Genomic DNA, 18426 nt, shown 5'->3' on the forward strand with positions numbered 1-18426 from the left:
GTCAGCCCGCTATGCGGTCCGCCGGCCTCGCCGCCTTCTTCAACTCGAGGTCTCGGCGGCGGCGCCGGGCCAGGACCACTCGGCGTTCGGCGGCGGTGAGGCCGCCCCAGACGCCGTAGGGCTCGGGCTGGAGCAGGGCGTGCTCGCGGCACTCGACCATCACCGGACACCGGGCGCAGACCCGCTTGGCGGCCTCCTCGCGGGAGAGCCGGGCGGCGGTGGGCTCCTTGGAGGGGGCGAAGAAGAGGCCGGCCTCGTCGCGTCGGCACACTGCCTCGGTGTGCCAGGGGGCGTCTTGGTCCCTTTCTCGCGCTGGCACCCGCTGGGCCGGAACAGCGGCTACCTGCAGGGACGAATGCGGCGGTTGCAGCACGGTCTACTCCTGACGACGGCTTCGCGAGCGAGAGACGATGCAGCAAGCCCTACCCGCTGTGCGCGCGCCTATGCACTGAGTTCCCAACCGCTGGTTTCCGGCGGGTTCCGCGCGGTCGCACGGGCCGGAAGGGGGCGGACCGCACGATTTCGGAAAAGGCTGGATTCACAACCGTCAACGGTCCAGGTGCTTGTGCAAACTCCTGTCGACCTTGCGCTGAACGCGATCGAGCATGTCCGCGACGAGCCTGCCGCGCTTCGGCCTGCCTTCGATGTTGCCCAGTACGGCCCAGCCGTCGAGATAGACGACCGGGGCGTCCGGGTCGGGCGCGTCGATGGTGTCGACCTCGAAGTTGCCCAGGACTCCGCCGCCGGTACCGCGCAGCGACACGTTCTCCGGGACGCGCACCTCGATGTTGCCGAAGACGGAGATCGCCTTGATCACGACCTGCTGGTATTCGAACAGCGCCTCGCTGAGATCGATCTCGACGCTGCCGAAGATCGCGTACGCGTGGATGCGGCGCCCGGCGCGCCAGCGGCCCTTGCGCATCGCGCTGCTGAAGACCGCCACCACGTTCTCGTCGGGGTCGGCCGGTATCGCGCCGGCCGTGGGGCGGTGGGGCGCGGCGGTGTACGCCGGGGTCGCGCGCTGGGCGACGGGCAGGTCCCGTACGAACACCTCCAGCTCACCGACCGTCTTGGCGGCCAGCACGCCCTCGACGCGCTCGGCGTGCTCCTCGGCGGTCAGGCGGCCCTCGGCGACGGCGTCGCGCAGGATGTCGGCGATGCGGTCACGGTCGGCGTCCGACGCGCGCAGTTCCGAGGGGAGCACCGCCATGTCCTGCTGCTGGGCTTGCTTCTGAAGGTCCACGACAGCAGCGTACCGAAACGCGATAGATCGCGACTAGGGCTGTGGATGACTCGAAGTGGACAACTCCACGGCCTCGAACTGAGCCTTACCTCACAAGCTCCCCGTCGGCGGCAGGTTCTACGCTGGTGAGCGCCCGTCGGCGCCGACGGGCCGCCGTCTGTCGAGTGAGGAATGGGCGAAGATGCCTGAGTTCGAGTACACCGATCTGCTCCCCATGGGAGAGGACACCACCCCCTACCGGCTGGTGACCTCCGAGGGTGTCTCCACCTTCGAAGCCGACGGGCGCACGTTCCTCAAGGTCGAGCCGGAGGCGCTGCGCAAGCTCGCCGAGGAGGCCGTCCACGACATCCAGCACTACCTGCGCCCGGCTCACCTCGCCCAGCTGCGCCGCATCATCGACGACCCCGAGGCGTCCAGCAACGACAAGTTCGTCGCCCTGGACCTGCTGAAGAACGCGAACATCGCGGCCGCGGGCGTGCTCCCCATGTGCCAGGACACCGGCACCGCGATCGTGATGGGCAAGCGCGGACAGAACGTGCTGACCCAGGGCGGCGACGAGGAGGCCCTCAGCCGCGGGATCTACGACGCGTACCTGAACCTCAACCTGCGCTACTCGCAGATGGCTCCGCTCACCATGTGGGAGGAGAAGAACACCGGCTCCAACCTCCCCGCCCAGATCGAGCTGTACGCCACCGACGGCGGCGCGTACAAGTTCCTGTTCATGGCGAAGGGCGGCGGCTCCGCCAACAAGTCGTTCCTGTACCAGGAGACGAAGGCCGTCCTGAACGAGGCCTCCATGATGAAGTTCCTGGAGGAGAAGATCCGTTCGCTGGGGACGGCCGCCTGCCCGCCGTACCACCTGGCGATCGTCGTCGGCGGTACGAGCGCCGAGTACGCCCTGAAGACGGCGAAGTACGCCTCCGCGCACTACCTGGACGAGATCCCGGCCGATGGCTCGCCCCTCGGTCACGGCTTCCGGGACAAGGAGCTGGAGGAGAAGGTCTTCGAGCTGACGCAGAAGATCGGGATCGGCGCGCAGTTCGGCGGCAAGTACTTCTGCCACGACGTGCGGGTCGTCCGGCTCCCCCGCCACGGCGCCTCCTGCCCCGTCGCCATCGCCGTGTCGTGCTCCGCCGACCGGCAGGCCGTCGCGAAGATCACCGCCGAGGGCGTGTTCCTGGAGCAGCTGGAGACGGACCCGGCGCGCTTCCTGCCGGACACCACGGACGAGCACCTCGACGAGGCCGGCGCCCGCGGCGAAGCCGCTGATCGGCGGAGTGTGAAGATCGACCTGAACCAGCCGATGGACGCCATCCTCGCCGAGCTGACCAAGTACCCGGTGAAGACCCGTCTGTCGCTGACCGGCCCGCTGGTCGTGGCCCGTGACATCGCGCACGCCAAGATCAAGGAGCGGCTGGACGCGGGCGAGGAGATGCCGCAGTACCTGAAGGACCACCCGGTGTACTACGCCGGGCCGGCGAAGACCCCCGAGGGCTACGCGTCGGGTTCGTTCGGTCCGACGACCGCCGGGCGCATGGACTCCTACGTCGAGCAGTTCCAGGCCGCGGGCGGCTCGAAGGTGATGCTGGCGAAGGGCAACCGCTCGCAGCAGGTCACGGACGCGTGCGGCACGCACGGCGGTTTCTACCTCGGCTCCATCGGCGGTCCCGCCGCCCGTCTCGCCCAGGACTGCATCAAGAAGGTCGAGGTCGTCGAGTACGAGGAACTCGGCATGGAGGCCGTCTGGAAGATCGAGGTCGAGGACTTCCCGGCGTTCGTGGTCGTCGACGACAAGGGCAACGACTTCTTCAAGGACCCGGCGCCCGCGCCGACGTTCACGAGCATCCCGGTGCGAGGGCCTGGGCTCGCGTAGTACTCGCGTGACGATTCGCCTCCACGGGGAACAGTGATCGCATCGCGAGTGCTGTGAGACGTGGAGGTGATCGTCGATGACCGACGAGCAGGACAAGGCGGCCGAGTACCGCATCGAGCACGACTCCATGGGCGAGGTCCGCGTCCCCGCGCACGCCAAGTGGCGCGCGCAGACGCAACGCGCCGTCGAGAACTTCCCCGTGTCGGGGCAGCGTCTCGAACGGGCCCACATCGAGGCCCTCGGCCGGATCAAGGCCGCCGCCGCGAAGGTGAACGCGCGGCTCGGCGTGCTCGACAAGGACGTGGCCGAGGCGATCCAGGAGGCGGCCGCCGAGGTCGTCGATGGGCAGTGGGACGAGCACTTCCCCGTGGACGTGTTCCAGACGGGGTCGGGGACCTCGTCGAACATGAACACCAACGAGGTCATCGCCACGCTGGCGAGCGAGCGGCTCGGCCGGGGCGTGCACCCCAACGACCATGTGAACGCCTCGCAGTCCTCCAACGACGTCTTCCCGTCGTCGATCCACATCGCGGCCACCGCCGCCGTCGCCCGTGACCTCGTCCCGGCCCTGGACCAGCTGGCCAACTCCCTCGGGCGCAAGGCCGAGGAGTTCTCCGACGTGGTGAAGTCCGGGCGCACCCACCTCATGGACGCCACGCCGGTGACCCTGGGGCAGGAGTTCGGCGGCTACGCGGCCCAGGTGCGCTACGGCATCGAACGGCTCCAGGCCTCCCTCCCCCGGCTCGCCGAGCTGCCCCTCGGCGGCACGGCGGTCGGCACCGGCATCAACACGCCTCCCGGCTTCTCCGCCGCCGTGATCGAGGAGGTCGCCCGCACCACCGGGCTGCCGCTGACGGAGGCACGCGACCACTTCGAGGCGCAGGGCGCGCGGGACGGCATCGTCGAGACCAGCGGGCAGCTGCGCACGATCGCCGTCGGCCTGACGAAGATCGCCAACGATCTGCGCTGGATGTCCTCCGGCCCCCGCACCGGTCTCGCCGAGATCGCCCTGCCCGACCTGCAGCCGGGGTCCTCGATCATGCCCGGCAAGGTCAACCCCGTCATCCCCGAGGCCGTGCTCATGGTGTGCGCGCAGGTCGTCGGCAACGACGCCACCGTGGCCACCGCCGGTGCCGCCGGGAACTTCGAGCTCAACGTCATGCTCCCGGTGATCGCCAAGAACGTGCTGGAGTCGATCCGGCTGCTCGCCAACGTCTCGCGGCTCCTCGCCGACCGCACCGTCGACGGTGTCACCGCCAACCGCGAGCGGGCCCGTGAGTACGCCGAGTCGTCTCCGTCGGTGGTGACCCCGCTCAACAAGTACATCGGGTACGAGGAGGCCGCGAAGGTGGCCAAGAAGGCCCTCGCCGAGCGCAAAACGATCCGTCAGGTCGTCCTGGACAGCGGGTACGTGGAGCGCGGCGACCTCACCCTCGAACAGCTCGACGAGGCGCTGGATGTCCTGCGGATGACGCGCCCGTAACCGTTTGCGCATTCCGCACGCCCCCGGCGTGAACCGTGACACGCGCCGCAGCGTCATATGGCCATGGCACCTAATATCTGTGCATGGCAGACGGCGGAGCGGTGAGACGGGTGGAAGCGGGTCCTGCGAACCACTGGGCGCCCGGGAGTCGGATCCTGTGGCGGTACCGGGAGAACGCCGGCAAGCGGTTCCACATCGCGCGTCCCGTGACCGTCGTCCGTGACGACGACGAACTGCTCGCCGTATGGCTGGCGCCGGGGACGGAGTGCGTGAAGCCCGTGCTCGCCGACGGTACGTCCGTGCATGTGGAACCGCTGGAGTCGCGCTACACCAAGCCGCGCACCGTGCAGCGGGACCGGTGGTTCGGCACCGGTGTGCTGAAGCTGGCGCGGCCCGGCGAACCGTGGTCGGTGTGGCTGTTCTGGGATCCGGGCTGGCAGTTCAAGAGCTGGTACGTGAATCTTGAGGAGCCGCTGGTCCGTTGGGCGGGCGGGGTCGACTCCGAGGATCACTTTCTGGACATCTCCGTGTACCCGGACCACAGTTGGCACTGGCGCGACGAGGACGAGTTCGCGCAGGCCCAGCGGGACGGACTGGTGGACGAGGAACTCGCCGAGCGGGTGCGCGAGGCGGGGCGGGCCGCGGTGGAGGTGATCCGCGCCTGGGGGCCGCCGTTCTCGGAAGGATGGCAGCACTGGCGCCCGGATTCGTCCTGGGACGTACCGTTGCTTCCGGAGGACTGGGACCGTACGCCCGCGCACGTGTCCTCATGAGACCCTTGATGCGCCCCGGGGCAACAAACGTAGGATCGTCCTCCGCAAGGGCGCACAGCGGCAACTCCCGGAGCAAGCGCCGAGTCTGACCTAATGTCACCGAGGGGCGGCAGGACGTGAGCGACGGGTACGAGGGCAACACCGGTACGGACCACGCCCGGTCCACCGGCGGCACAGGAACAACCTCTGACCACGTGGGAATTCCGTTCCTGGGGCATGTATTCCGGGTATCGGGATTTCTGCGGGACCAACTGCACGCGCGGCGCGCAGCCCCGGACGGACGGATTCGACACGCGTGACGGAGCACCCCATCTCCTACGAACGCCCCGAGGCGGGCGTCGACCCCACGGACCCCCGCGGGGCGCTCCTGCACACCTCCACGCCGGCGCGCGCGCCCGGCGCATCCGCCTTACCACCACAGACCTCGCAGAGCACACAGAGCTCGCAGACCGCACAGGGTTCGCAGAGCGCGCAGGCCCACGCCGGTGAGCCCTCCGGTACGACGACGCCGTGCGGCAAGGGGGTGGACCCGGCCGGCACCGGCCCCGAGCACTCCCAGCCCGCCGCCGTCGCCGAAGCCGACACCCACCGGCCGCGGCCCGCGCCCGAGAGCATCCCGATCCAGCCCGACGGCGCCGAGCAGGGCACCGAGGGCGGAGAGAGCCCACAGGGCGAACCCACCGAACAGGACACACAGGGCGCACAGGGCGCACAGGGCGCACAGGGCGCACAGAACACCCAGGACGGGCGGGACGGACTGATCAGCCAGGACGGGGACGACGGGCAGGAACGGCGCACCGGCCAGGGGGTGGCGCCCGGCCGGCCCACGCCGATGCGCCGGGACGGCGACCGGCTGCGCTTCGTCGGCGCCGCGACCCGGCGGATCGCCCGCGGTATCGACCTGGACGAGATCGTGATGGGGCTGTGCCGGGCCACCGTGCCGACCTTCTCCGACGCGATCCTCGTCTATCTGCGCGACCCGCTGCCGGTCGGCGACGAGCGGCCGACGGGGCCCCTCCTGCTGCGGCTGCGCCGCACCGACCGGATCCCGACGGAGCGGGACACCGAGCTCGGTTTCGCGCTGCCCGCGCCGCATCAGGAGCCGTCCGAGCTGTCGGCCGTCACCGCCGAGCTGTGCGAGGTGCGCAACGGCGGGGCGCTCGCCGAGGTACTGCGCGGGGTGCGCCCGGTCTTCGCCGACTCCCCGGGCGCCCTGGACGCGCTGCCCGAGCTCCTGGGCGACAGCGGCGACTTCGTCGTACCCGAGGGGCAGCGGGCGATCCTCGCGCCGCTGCGCGGCCGGCGCCGTGTCATCGGTGCCGCGGTCTTCCTGCGCCGCCCGGAGCGCATGGCCTTCGAGCCCGACGACCTGCTGGTCGCCGCCCAGCTCGCCACGCACAGCGCGCTCGGCATCGACAAGGCGGTGCTGTACGGGCGTGAGGCGTACATCGCGGACGAGTTGCAGCGCACCATGCTGCCCGAGACCCTGCCCCGGCCGACGGGCGTCCGGCTGGCGTCCCGCTACCTTCCGGCCGCCGAGACAGCGCGCGTCGGCGGCGACTGGTACGACGCCATCCCGCTGCCGGGCAGCCGGGTGGCGCTGGTGGTGGGCGACGTCATGGGCCACTCCATGACGTCCGCGGCGATCATGGGCCAGCTGCGCACGACCGCGCAGACCCTCGCCGGGCTCGACCTGCCGCCGCAGGAGGTGCTGCACCACCTCGACGAGCAGGCCCAGCGCCTCGGCACCGACCGCATGGCGACCTGCCTGTACGCGGTCTACGACCCGGTGTCGCACCGCATCACGATCGCCAACGCCGGCCATCCCCCGCCCGTCCTGCTGCACCTGGGCGGCCGGGCCGAGGTGCTGCGGGTGCCGCCGGGCGCGCCGATCGGGGTGGGCGGTGTCGACTTCGAGGCGGTGGAGCTGGACGCGCCCGCCGGGGCGACGCTGCTGCTGTACACGGACGGGCTCGTGGAGTCGCGTCTGCGGGACGTGTGGACCGGCATAGAGCAGCTGCGCGAGAAGCTGGCCGCCACCGCGCAGCTGACCGGGCCGGACCATCCGCCGCCCCTGGAGGCCCTGTGCGACGAGGTCCTCGACATGCTCGGTCCCGGTGACCGGGACGACGACATCGCGCTGCTCGCCGCGCGGTTCGACGGGATCGCGCCGAGTGATGTGGCGTACTGGTTCCTGGAGCCGGAGGAGATGGCTCCGGGGCGTGCGCGTCGGCTGGCTCGGCGGGCGTTGTCGCGGTGGGGGATGGAGGACCTCAGTGACTCGGTGGAGTTGTTGGTCAGCGAGGTGGTGACCAACGCGGTGCGGTATGCCTCGCGGCCGATCACGTTGCGCTTGTTGCGGACGGATGTGCTGCGGTGCGAGGTCGGTGACGACGTGCCGCAGTTGCCTCGGCTCAGGCAGGCTCGGGCCACCGACGAGGGTGGGCGTGGGCTGTACCTGGTGAATCGGTTGGCCAGGCGGTGGGGGGCCACTCGGCTCAGCACCGGGAAGGTTGTGTGGTTCGAGCTCAACAGATGATGAGACGAACTGAAGCATCAAGGGCGCCCGGTGTTTTCACCGGGCGCCCTTCTCATGTGCTCAGGTCACGGTTGCTCTCTGTCCTGCGGGTCCAGGGGGTCTTCCGGGTCCGAGGGGCTGGGCAGGGACGGGCTCGCCGGTGGGGACGGGGACTGGGACTGGGAGGGCTTCGGCGAGGACTGGGACGGGGACGGTGACCCGGAGGACCGGGACGGCGAGGGGGACGAGGACGACGGAGACGACGAGGGCGTCTCGGACTCCGTGGGCGACTTCGACGGGGACGGCGACGGGGACGGCTTCTGGACCGCGGCACCCTGGTCGGTCTCCAGGTCGAACTTGGTGACCTTGGTCTGGACGCCGAACGTGTACGCCGCCCAGATCTTCGCCGGGTAGCCACCGCCGTTGATGCGGCCCGGGCTCTGGATGAGGCCGGTGGCGCCGGTCAGGGTGACCTGGGGGTGCGGGGGCTTGGCGTCCTCGCCGAAGAGGCCGACGGAGGTGACCAGGCTCGGGGTGAAACCGGTGAACCAGGCGGACTTGTTGTTGTCGGACGTGCCCGTCTTGCCGGCGACCTTCTGGCCGTTGCGCTCGGGGTTGTTGCGGACCGACTCCTGCGCCGTACCGTCGTCGACCACCCCGGTGAGTACCGAGGTGACCCCGTCGGCGGCGTCCCGGCTGATGACCTGGTCGCCGATCGGGTCCGGCTGGGTGACCGTGTGGACGCTGTTCTCCACGGACTTGATGAGGGCCGGGGTGACCTTGGTGCCGTGGTTGTCGAGGGTGGCGTAGACGCCGGCCATCTCCAGGGGGCTCGCGCCCATGGTGCCCAGGGTCTGCGCCGGCACCGCCTTCAGGCCCTCGGTGTCCATGCCGAGGTCCTTGCCGACCTTCAGCACGTTGTCCATGCCGACGTCGACGCCCATCTGCGCGAAGACGGAGTTGATCGACTTGTTCATCGCCGTCTGCACGGTGACGTCGTCGTAGTCCCGGTCGTCCTCGTTCTCCGGGGCGAAGCCGATGTCGCTGCCCACGACGGGCCGCTTGCTGGTGCCGTCGTAGATGGTGTTCGCCGTGATCGGGTCGCCGTCCTGGGTCTCGGCGTCCTCGTCGAAGGCCGCGGCGAGGATCACCGGCTTGAAGGTGGAGGCGGGCTGGTAGTCGCGGCGGGTGGCGTTGTTGGTGAAGTGGTCCAGGTAGCTCGTGCCGCCGTACATCGCCACGACCGCGCCCGTCTTCGGGTCGACCGAGGCGGCGCCGGCCTGGACGTTCCCGTCGACCTTGCGCTTCTTCGCGTCGAGCTTGCTGGTGAGCTGCTGCTTGACGGACTTCTCCAGCTCCGCCTGCTTCTTCCTGTCGATGTTGAGCGTGATCGTCCAGCCGCCGGCGCCGACCATGGCCTGGGCCTGCTTGGTGTTCTCGGCGACGCCCTGGTCGACGAGCTGACTGGCCAGGGTGGAGTTGGCGGCGAGCACCAGGTAGCCGATCTGGCCCTTCATGCCGGGCGAGGGCTTGGGTTCCTCGGGCTTCGGGAACTGCATGGACTGACGCTCGCTCTTGTCGAGCCAGCCCTCCTCGACCATGTTGTCCAGGACGTAGTTCCAGCGCTGCTGGACCAGCTTCTTGCCGACCGGGCCCGCGGCCTGCCAGTCGTACTGGCTGGGCGCCTGGAGCAGCGCGGCGAGATAGGCGCCCTGCGCGACGGAGAGCTTGTCGGCGTCGACGCGGTAGTAGGCCTGGGCGGCGGCCTGGATGCCGTAGGCGCTGCGGCCGTAGTAACTGGTGTTGATGTAGCCGGCGAGGATGTAGTCCTTGGACTTCTCCCGGTCCAGCTTCAGCGAGATGACCAGTTCCTTCAGCTTGCGCGTGACGGTCTGTTCCTGGGTCAGGTAGTAGTTCTTGACGTACTGCTGGGTGATCGTCGAACCACCCTGGGCGCCCTTGCCGGAGACGGTGTTGAGCAGACCGCGGGCGGTGCCCTTGAAGTCGACGCCGTGGTCCTTGTAGAAGGACTTGTTCTCGGCGGCGACGAAGGTGCGCTGGACGGGCTTGGAGATCTCGGCGAGGTCCACGACCTCACGGTTGACGTCGCCGTTGCGCGTCAGGATCGAGCCGTCGCTGTACTTGTAGACGTTGCTCTGGAGTTTGGCTTCGGCGTTCGCCGGGGGGATCGGCGTCGTCAGGTACAGCACGATGAAGCCGCCGATGCCGAGCAGGCACGCGCCGAGGAACGTGCCGAGGATCTTCTTCCAGGTGAACAGCCGGCGTATGAGGCTCTTCTTCTCTCCGCCCGCGGCCCGCGACGAACGGCGGCTCTTGGGCGCCGCGCGGCGGCCACCACGCTGTCGCGCTTTTCTCTCTTCCGCTCGTCCCATGAGTCCGATCCGCTCCGCTTCGTTCATGTGTGCTCATGTGTCACACAGGTTCGCCCGTCAGGTCAGCTCAGAAAGCTAACACCGGGAGATGTGACAAAGGTCCGTCGATCATGTGCTTTGCGGGCGTGACAATCAGCACCTCGCCCAAGGGAACCGACGACTGAGGACGGCGGAGGGTTGCTCTGAGGGTTAATGTGATATCACTTAGCTAGACCCAAGCTAGTGAACGAAACGGGGGACATCATGTCGACTCACGCATCCGACGCACCCGAGATGCCCGCTCCACGCGTACGGGAGTTCGCCGCGCACAGCATCGGCGGCGGGCTCGCCCTGATCCTGGGCCTGCTCGGGCTGGCGGCCGGGGTGGGGACAATCGTCGCGGGCTCGACGGTGACCGCGACCGGCGCCAAGGCCGCACTGATCGTCATAGGCATCCTGGTCGGCCTCGCCGCCTTCATCGCCATGTGCGGCCTGAACACCGTGGCACCGGGCCAGGCGCGGGTGGTGCAGCTCTTCGGGCGCTACCGGGGGACCATCCGAGAGGACGGGCTGCGCTGGGTGAACCCGCTCACCTCGCGCACGAAGATCTCCACCCGCGTCCGCAACCACGAGACCGCCGTCCTGAAGGTCAACGACGCCTACGGCAACCCGATCGAGCTCGCCGCGGTCGTGGTGTGGAAGGTCGAGGACACCGCGCAGGCCACCTTCGAGGTGGACGACTTCCTGGAGTTCGTCTCCACGCAGACCGAGGCGGCCGTGCGGCACATCGCCATCGAGTACCCCTACGACGCCCATGACGAGGGCGGGCTCTCGCTGCGCGGCAACGCCGAGGAAATCACCGAGAAGCTCGCCGTCGAACTCCACGCGCGCGTGGAGGCGGCCGGGGTACACATCATCGAGTCCCGCTTCACGCACCTCGCGTACGCCCCCGAGATCGCCTCGGCGATGCTCCAGCGCCAGCAGGCCGGCGCGGTGGTCGCGGCCCGGCGGCAGATCGTGGACGGGGCGGTCGGGATGGTCGAGGCCGCGCTGGCCCGGATCACCGAGCAGGACATCGTGGTACTGGACGAGGAACGGAAGGCGGCGATGGTGTCCAACCTGATGGTCGTGCTGTGCGGGGACCGGGCGCCGCAGCCCGTACTGAACACCGGAACCCTCTACCAGTGACGGCCCCTTCCGAGGGCGGTGGCCCTCAGCGTCGGCCGCAGCAGCGCAAGCAGGTGCTGCTGCGGCTGGACCCGCTGGTGTACGAGGCACTGGCCCGGTGGGCCGGGGACGAGCTGCGCTCGGCGAACGCGCAGATCGAGTTCCTGCTGCGCCGGGCCCTCAAGGAGGCCGGGCGCCTGCCGGGCGACGCCGGCCCCCTGCCCCGGCGCGGCCGGCCGCCGAGCGACGGCGGCGGGCGTGTAGCAGAACCGTGACAACCGGCCCCCACCTGCACGGTCGTACGCCCCGCCACGGCCTACACACGCCGCGTATACACACGGCGTATACACCGTGTGTATTGTGCTGAGCATGTCCATCGGTCACACCCTTCTAGGGCTCCTGGAGTCCGGGCCGCGCCACGGTTACGACCTCAAGCGGGCCTTCGACGACAAGTTCGGTCACGACCGGCCGCTGCACTATGGCCAGGTCTACTCGACGATGTCGCGACTGCTGAAGAACGGGCTCGTCGAGGTCGACGGGATCGAGGCGGGCGGCGGCCCGGAGCGGAAGCGATACGCCATCACCGACGCCGGGATCACCGACGTGGAGCGGTGGCTCGCGACGCCGGAGAAGCCCGAGCCGTACCTCCAGTCGACCTTGTACACCAAGGTCGTCCTCGCACTGCTCACCCAGCGCAACGCGGCCGACATCCTCGACGCGCAGCGCTCGGAGCACCTGCGCAGCATGCGCATCCTGACCGACCGCAAACGCAAGGGCGACCTCGCCGACCAGCTCATCTGCGACCACGCGCTGTTCCACCTGGAGGCGGACCTGCGCTGGCTCGAGCTGACGGCGGCACGCCTCGACAAACTTCGTGAGGCGGTGTCCCAGTGACGACGTTTCCCCCCGGTTCCCTGCTCGCAGCCGAGAACCTTCGCAAGGCGTACGGGCCGACCACCGCGCTCGACGGCGCCGAGTTCTCCATCCACCCCGGTGAGGTCGTCGCCGTGATGGGCCCCTCCGGGTCCGGCAAGTCGACGCTGCTGCACTGCCTCGCCGGGATCGTGACGCCCGACTCCGGGTCGATCACGTACAACGGGCGCGAGCTGGCCGGCATGAGTGACGCCCAGCGCAGTGCGCTGCGCCGGTCCGAGTTCGGGTTCGTGTTCCAGTTCGGGCAGCTGGTGCCCGAGCTGACCTGTGTGGAGAACGTGGCGCTGCCGCTGCGGCTGAACGGCACCTCCCGCAAGGAGGCCGAGCGGGCCGCGCTCACCTGGATGGAGCAGCTCGAGGTCGACGACCTGAGCAAGAAGCGTCCCGGTGAGGTCTCCGGCGGTCAGGGGCAGCGGGTGGCCGTGGCCCGGGCGCTGGTCACCAACCCCCGGGTGCTGTTCGCCGACGAGCCGACCGGCGCGCTCGACTCACTCAACGGCGAGCGCGTGATGGAGCTGCTGACGCACGCGGCCCGCTCGGCCAACGCGGCCGTCGTGCTCGTCACGCACGAGGCACGGGTCGCCGCCTACTCCGACCGCGAGATCGTCGTACGGGACGGGAAGTCCCGGGACATGGAGCGCGTCGTATGAGACTGCGCCAGTGGTCCAGGGACCTGGGCATGGGGGCCAGGTTCGCCTTCGCCGGCGGACGCGAGGGGTGGGCGCGGATGCTGCTCACCGCCGTCGGTGTGGGGCTCGGCGTGGCGCTGCTGCTGCTCACCACCGCGATCCCGAACGCGCTGTCCGTCCGGCACGACCGGGAGGAAGCGCGCACGGACGTCACGTACAACAACGCGAAAATACCGAAAGGCAACAACACGCTGCTGGTCGCCGATGTCCCCACGACCTTCCGCGAGAAGGACGTGCGCGGGCGGGAGGTGCAGCCCGAGGGGCCCCGGGCGCCGCTGCCGCCGGGAGTCGCGAAGTACCCCGGGGTGGGCGAGATGGTGGTCTCCCCGGCGCTGAAGCGGCTGCTGGAGTCGGACGACGGGAAGCTGCTGCGGGAGCGGCTGTCGGACCGGATCGTCGGCACCATCGGTGAGACCGGCCTGATCGGCTCCCAGGAGCTCGCCTTCTTCCGCGGCGTGGACACCCTCGCGCTCTCGGACGACACCTACCGGATCGCCCGCATCGACCACTTCGGCGACACCGAGCCGACCGAGGAGCAGACGGACCCCATCCTTGTCCTGCTGGTCCTCGTGGTGTTCGTGGTGCTGCTGATGCCGGTCGGCGTCTTCATCGCCGCGGCCGTGCGGTTCGGCGGCGAGCGGCGGGACCGGCGACTCGCGGCCCTCAGGCTGGTGGGCTCCGACAGCCGGATGACCCGGCGGATCGCCGCGGGCGAGGCCCTCGCGGGCTCGGTGGTGGGCCTGGTCCTCGGCACGGTCTTCTTCCTGATCGGCCGGGAGGCCGCCGGCTCCATGGAGCTGGAGGACGTGAGCGTGTTCCCCAGCTATCTGACCCCCTCCCCCGCGCTGGCCCTGCTGGTCGCGGTCGCGGTTCCGGCCGCCGCCGTGCTGGTCACCCTGCTCGCGCTGCGGGGCGTGGTGATCGAGCCCCTCGGCGTGGTGCGTACGGCGAAGCCCCCGCGGCGCCGGCTGTGGTGGCGGCTGCTGCTGCCACTGGGCGGGCTCGGGATGCTCTACCCGATGATCGGCAACGGCCGGAACAGCGGGGAGTTCAACCAGTACCTGGTCACCGGCGGTGTCCTGCTGCTGCTCGTCGGCGTGACCGCGCTGCTGCCGTGGATCGTGGAGGCGGTCGTCAACCGGCTCGGCTCCGGCGGCGTCGCCTGGCAACTGGCCATCCGGCGCCTTCAGTTGAGCAGCGGCACGGCCGCCCGCATGGTCAACGGCATCGCGGTCGCGGTGGCGGGCGCCATCGCGCTGCAGATGCTGTTCTCCGGGGTGGAGGGTCAGTACACCAAGGACTCCGCGAACGACCTCAGCCGCGCCCAGATGCAGGTGGCCCTGTCGGACGGGACCCCGCTCGCCAAGGCGGCGGCCGAGTACGAGGCGACCAAGGGAGTGGAGAAGGTCTTCGCCTTCAACGAGGGCTACCTCGGTGACCGGCGCAAGGGCTCCGATGATTTCACCCCGGTCACCATCGCCGACTGCGCGTCCCTGCGCGAGGTGGCTTCCCTGCCCTCCTGCGAGGAGGGTGACGCCTTCGCCGTGCCGTACGACGGGTACGAAGCGGAGACGCCCGATCTGGCGAAGCCCGGCACGACGCTGTGGTTCGACCCGGCCGACGAGGACGGTGGGGAGAAGCCTGTCGCCTGGAAGGTGCCGGCGGACGTGAAGCAGGGTCGACCGATCGACGACCCGACCGGGATGAAGCGCGGCGGCTTCCTGATGACGCCGAGCGCAATGCCCGCGGGGGCCGAGCAGGGGATCGACGGCCAGATCTACCTCGGGCTCGACCATGCGCTGGCGGACGCACCCGAGTACGTGCGCAACACGACCCACCGGATCGACCCGGCCGCCGACCCGATGATGTGGGCGTCCAGCACGCGCGCGGATTCCTTCGACAAGATCCGCACCGGCCTCTTCGTCGGCGCCGCCTGTGTGCTGGCGCTGATCGGCGCGAGCCTGCTGGTGTCGCAGCTGGAGCAACTGCGCGAGCGCAAGAAGCTCCTGTCGGCGCTGGTCGCCTTCGGCACCCGGCGCCGCACGCTGAGCCTGTCGGTGCTGTGGCAGACGGCGATCCCGATCGGTCTCGGCCTGGCACTGGCCTCGACGGTGGGGCTGACGCTGGGGGCGGTCCTGCTGAAGATGACCGACACCCCGGTGGCCGTGGACTGGGCGAGCATGCTGTCGATGACCGGCATCGGCGCCGCCGTCGTCCTGGTGGTGACGCTGCTCAGCCTGCCGCCGCTGCTGCGGCTGCTGCGGCCGGACGGCTTGCGCACCGAGTAGGCACCCGGTGAGCACCGAATGAACCGAGGGCCCCTCCCCCTGACGCCGGGAGGGGCCCTCGCTCGTTTCGGAGGCCTGTTTCAGAGGCTCGCCTTAGAGGCTGTACTCCTTCACCACCCGCCGTACCTGGGCGAAGAGCATGCCCACGTTCACCGACTTGCGGCACACGACCACGGCGACGACGTCCTGCTGCTCGTTCATCCTCACGAACAGGTGGGTGAGGTTCTCGCTGTTGACGAGGATCTCCTGGAAGAAGTGGTCGTCGTTGGTGATCCCGCGACGCTCCTTGAAGACGTCCTCGATCATCACGACCGTACGGCCCTGGAACAGGTCGAGGGTCGCGCCCGCCAGCAGGTCCAGCACCTCGGGCGGGTGGTTGTCGACGGTCTCGTACGACAGCAGCATGCCCGTGGACATGTCGACCAGGCCGGCGGCCACGCAGTCGGGGGCATCGGTGCGCAGGGACTTGACCAGGCCCATCACCTGGTCGGAGAAATTGGGGGACATTCGCTTCGTCGACATCCCTTCACACTCCCTCGGGGGCCTTCTGAGTGAGGATCGATCCGATCCGGTCGAGGGTCGGCTGGGTCGCCCGGTGCAGCCGCTCCACGTCCAGTCCCTCGTCGCCGAGCACGACCATCAGCGCGGTGTTGCCGACGGCGTAGAAAGCGGCGCAGCCGTGGCTGCCGTAGGTCACCGTCCGGTGCAGGGCGCCGCGGTCGGTCGCCTCGGCGGTGCGGCGGGCGAGGCCGAGCCCGGCCGCGGCGAGGGCGGCGAGGCCCTCCGGGTCGATGGAGTCGGCGGTGTCGGCCGCGATGAGCAGTCCGTCGGCGGCGGCCACCGCCGTGTCGGTGATTCCGGCCACCTGCTCCCGCAGGCCACGCATTTCCAGCGCGAGGGCTTTGTGGTCCATATACGCAACTCCCGTGGTTCGGTTCGGTTCAGTTCGGTCAACTGGCGTGCGTCACTTCGTGGTCGAGTTCCGGAGGCGGAAGAACTCCTTCCAGCTCGATCCGCCCTTCGGCGGGTCGAGCGCTTCGCCGATGCCGCTGGCACCGGGTTGCCGTCGGGGCAGCGCGGCGGGGGCGGAGAGGGGCGGTTCGGGGCCCGGCGGTGGTGTGGGCCGCGGCCCGGGCGGCGGGGCCGGTTCACGCGGCCGTACGCCGTGGCCGTCGGCCGGCAGCCGCACCGGGATCGGCACGGGCGCCCCCGCGCACTCCAGGAACCCCTCGGCGAGCATCCGGGCGATCTCGACGGTGACGGTGTAGACCCCGCGCCCCGTGCGGAAGGCGAGGTCGCGGGCGGTGCGGCGGCCGTCGGCGTGCGCGAGCAACTCGTTCTGCAGGGCGGTCATCCGCGCCCCGACGCAGGAAAGCAGCGCGGGTACGGGGCGTTCCCGGTCGGGGCGCACGGGGTACGGCAGCGCGGCGATCGCGGCCAGTTTGCGGGCCGTGTCCTGGAGCAGCCGGGTCGGCGTCTCACCGACGGCGACCGGGGCGGCGGGCGGCTCGGCACCGGGGACGGGCTCGCAGCCGTCGACGCGGCCCACGGCGACCGCGAACGCCGCGTCCCGCAGCGCCATCACGCACACCACCCGCAACTGGGCGGCCCCGGCGTACCCGTGGGCGATCAGCGCGGCTGCCGGCCAGGGCGAGCCGCCGCACTCGCGCACCAGCTCGCCCCACCGCTCGCCGCCGACCCGGCCGGAGCGCAGCAGCAGCGCCTCCGGGCCCGGCGCGCCGGGGGAGGCGACCGAGACGACGAGTCCGTCACGCAGGTGGAAGGTGCCGCCGGGGGTCCCGAACACCCGCAGTTCGCCGGTGAAGCCGTCACGCCCGCACGCGGCGAGGTCGCGTGCCAGCAGCTCGTAGCCCGACATCACTCCCCTTGCCAGCTCGCACACACGCCTGACGCGTAGCGCTGAGGGGGGAAGATGTATCAGTCCGGGCGCATATTCCAGCGGGGGATTTTCGCAGGCTTTGCCACCTGTCCCTACCTGCCCCCGCCTGACGGAAGTTGCCTTCTCGCGGGGCCCAATTCGCTGTGTTCGGCGCTCATTTGACCGAACGGGAGGGGGGCGGCGGGATCAGTCCTCGCCGTCCACCACCCGTACCGGCAACGGTCGCAGCGCCTCACGCAGGGCGGCCGCCAGCTCCCCGTACTCGGCACCGCGCGCGGCCCCCGTCCGCATGGCCAGCGCGATGCACCGGGTGGGGGCGGGGTCGGCGAAGTAGCCGGTGAGGAGCCGGTCGCTGCGGGTCGTCTCCAGCTTGAGGGCGGTGCGCGGCAGCAGCGTGCAGCCGAGGCCGCCGGCGACGAGCTGGACCAGCGTGGACAGGCCGGCGGCGGTGGTGGTCACCGGGGCGTCCTCGCGGCCCGCCTCCCGGCAGATGTCGAGGGCCTGGTCGCGCAGGCAGTGTCCCTCGTCGAGGAGGAGCAGGTTGAGCTCCTTGAGCGCCTCGCGCGGGATGCCCTCCCGGCCGCCGAGCCAGTGGTCGAGGGGGGTGACGAGCACGAAGTCCTCGTCGAAGAGAGGCAGTTCGACAACACCGGGCACACCGAGCGGCACTGCGAGCAGCAGCAGGTCGAGCCGCCCGGTGTTCAGGCCGTCGATCAGGCTCGCGGTCTGCTCCTCGTGCACCTGGAGGTCGAGGTGCGGATAGCGGTCGTGGACCAGGCGCAGGACGGTGGGCAGGAGGTAGGGCGCCACGGTGGGGATGACGCCGAGCCGCAGGGCCCCGGTGAAGGGCGCCCGGACCGCATCGGCCTCCTCCATCAGGGCGCCTACCTCGGCCAGCACCGCCTTCGCCCGGACGGCGAGCCGCGCACCCGCCGCGGAGAGCAGCACCTTGCGCGTCGTACGCTCCAACAGGGTCACCCCCAGCACCTCCTCCAGCGCGGAGACGGCACCCGAGAGGGCGGGCTGGCTCATGCCGATCGCGGCCGCCGCGTCCCGGAAGTGGAGGTGCTCGGCGACGGCGGCGAAGGCGCGCAGCTGCGCGAGACTGGGCTGACGCCTCTTGCCCACGGCACTCTTTCCCACGGTGCCGACACTCACTGATAGATCCCTCCGATCAACCTGACCGA

16 protein-coding genes are annotated in these 18426 nt (G+C 70.3%); 9 read left to right on the forward strand and 7 right to left on the reverse strand.

The window, feature by feature from the left end:
- Window position 1 precedes the first annotated feature (1 nt).
- Entirely contained in the window at window positions 2-373 is a 372-nt protein-coding gene (locus ACFYWX_RS05705) for a WhiB family transcriptional regulator (protein ID WP_389422695.1), read from the reverse strand.
- Window positions 374-547: 174 nt separating this feature from the next.
- Entirely contained in the window at window positions 548-1243 is a 696-nt protein-coding gene (locus ACFYWX_RS05710; protein ID WP_389422696.1) for a DUF1707 domain-containing protein, read from the reverse strand.
- Window positions 1244-1424: 181 nt separating this feature from the next.
- Here ACFYWX_RS05710 and ACFYWX_RS05715 point away from each other — a divergent pair, with 181 nt between their 5' ends.
- The 4 genes from ACFYWX_RS05715 to ACFYWX_RS05730 all read left to right on the forward strand — a co-directional run bounded on the left by ACFYWX_RS05715 (window position 1425) and on the right by ACFYWX_RS05730 (window position 7911).
- Entirely contained in the window at window positions 1425-3116 is a 1692-nt protein-coding gene (locus ACFYWX_RS05715) for a fumarate hydratase (RefSeq protein ID WP_389422697.1), read from the forward strand.
- Between the two features lie 76 nt (window positions 3117-3192).
- The gene (locus tag ACFYWX_RS05720; RefSeq protein WP_389422698.1) at window positions 3193-4599 is read left to right on the forward strand and encodes a class II fumarate hydratase; all 1407 of its coding nucleotides are present in this window, start codon (window positions 3193-3195) and stop codon (window positions 4597-4599) included.
- Between the two features lie 83 nt (window positions 4600-4682).
- Window positions 4683-5372, forward strand: a complete 690-nt coding sequence (locus tag ACFYWX_RS05725) for a DUF402 domain-containing protein (RefSeq protein ID WP_389422699.1) — start codon at window positions 4683-4685, stop codon at window positions 5370-5372.
- Between the two features lie 295 nt (window positions 5373-5667).
- Complete coding sequence (locus tag ACFYWX_RS05730; protein ID WP_389422700.1) at window positions 5668-7911, forward strand: SpoIIE family protein phosphatase; 2244 nt, start codon at window positions 5668-5670, stop codon at window positions 7909-7911.
- A gap of 65 nt (window positions 7912-7976) precedes the next feature.
- On the opposite strand, the gene ACFYWX_RS05735 is transcribed toward ACFYWX_RS05730, so the two are convergent.
- Window positions 7977-10283, reverse strand: a complete 2307-nt coding sequence (locus tag ACFYWX_RS05735; RefSeq protein WP_389423055.1) for a transglycosylase domain-containing protein — start codon at window positions 10281-10283, stop codon at window positions 7977-7979.
- 243 nt (window positions 10284-10526) lie between these two features.
- On the opposite strand from ACFYWX_RS05735, the gene ACFYWX_RS05740 reads away from it, so the two are divergent.
- From ACFYWX_RS05740 to ACFYWX_RS05760, 5 genes are all read left to right on the forward strand, one after another.
- The gene (locus ACFYWX_RS05740) at window positions 10527-11450 is read left to right on the forward strand and encodes an SPFH domain-containing protein (RefSeq protein WP_389422701.1); all 924 of its coding nucleotides are present in this window, start codon (window positions 10527-10529) and stop codon (window positions 11448-11450) included.
- Window positions 11447-11704 (forward strand): hypothetical protein, encoded by a 258-nt coding sequence (locus ACFYWX_RS05745; protein ID WP_389422702.1) that lies wholly within the window; start codon window positions 11447-11449, stop codon window positions 11702-11704. Before ACFYWX_RS05740 ends, ACFYWX_RS05745 begins: the two co-directional genes overlap by 4 nt.
- Window positions 11705-11798: 94 nt before the next feature.
- Window positions 11799-12323, forward strand: coding sequence for a PadR family transcriptional regulator (locus ACFYWX_RS05750; RefSeq protein WP_389422703.1), 525 nt, complete (start codon window positions 11799-11801; stop codon window positions 12321-12323).
- Window positions 12320-13012: an ABC transporter ATP-binding protein gene (locus ACFYWX_RS05755; RefSeq protein ID WP_389422704.1), complete on the forward strand. Its 693-nt coding sequence runs from the start codon at window positions 12320-12322 to the stop codon at window positions 13010-13012. Before ACFYWX_RS05750 ends, ACFYWX_RS05755 begins: the two co-directional genes overlap by 4 nt.
- Window positions 13009-15339: an ABC transporter permease gene (locus ACFYWX_RS05760; RefSeq protein WP_389422705.1), complete on the forward strand. Its 2331-nt coding sequence runs from the start codon at window positions 13009-13011 to the stop codon at window positions 15337-15339. Before ACFYWX_RS05755 ends, ACFYWX_RS05760 begins: the two co-directional genes overlap by 4 nt.
- A 93-nt stretch (window positions 15340-15432) precedes the next feature.
- Here ACFYWX_RS05760 and ACFYWX_RS05765 read toward each other — a convergent pair whose 3' ends face one another.
- The 4 genes from ACFYWX_RS05765 to ACFYWX_RS05780 all read right to left on the reverse strand — a co-directional run bounded on the left by ACFYWX_RS05765 (window position 15433) and on the right by ACFYWX_RS05780 (window position 18367).
- On the reverse strand, window positions 15433-15861 hold the full coding sequence (locus tag ACFYWX_RS05765) for a hypothetical protein (RefSeq protein WP_389422706.1): 429 nt from the start codon (window positions 15859-15861) through the stop codon (window positions 15433-15435).
- Window positions 15862-15865: 4 nt separating this feature from the next.
- A complete protein-coding gene (locus ACFYWX_RS05770; RefSeq protein ID WP_389422707.1) occupies window positions 15866-16252 on the reverse strand; it encodes a roadblock/LC7 domain-containing protein in 387 nt (128 codons plus the stop codon).
- Between the two features lie 51 nt (window positions 16253-16303).
- Window positions 16304-17218 carry a MarR family transcriptional regulator gene (locus ACFYWX_RS05775; protein ID WP_389422708.1) on the reverse strand — a complete coding sequence of 305 codons (915 nt, stop codon included), beginning with the start codon at window positions 17216-17218 and terminating at the stop codon, window positions 16304-16306.
- Between the two features lie 207 nt (window positions 17219-17425).
- Complete coding sequence (locus tag ACFYWX_RS05780) at window positions 17426-18367, reverse strand: LysR substrate-binding domain-containing protein (protein ID WP_389422709.1); 942 nt, start codon at window positions 18365-18367, stop codon at window positions 17426-17428.
- Window positions 18368-18426 lie beyond the last annotated feature (59 nt).

The organism is Streptomyces sp. NPDC002888 (genome assembly GCF_042888465.1).
In the GTDB taxonomy this organism is placed as follows: Bacteria; Actinomycetota; Actinomycetes; order Streptomycetales; family Streptomycetaceae; genus Streptomyces.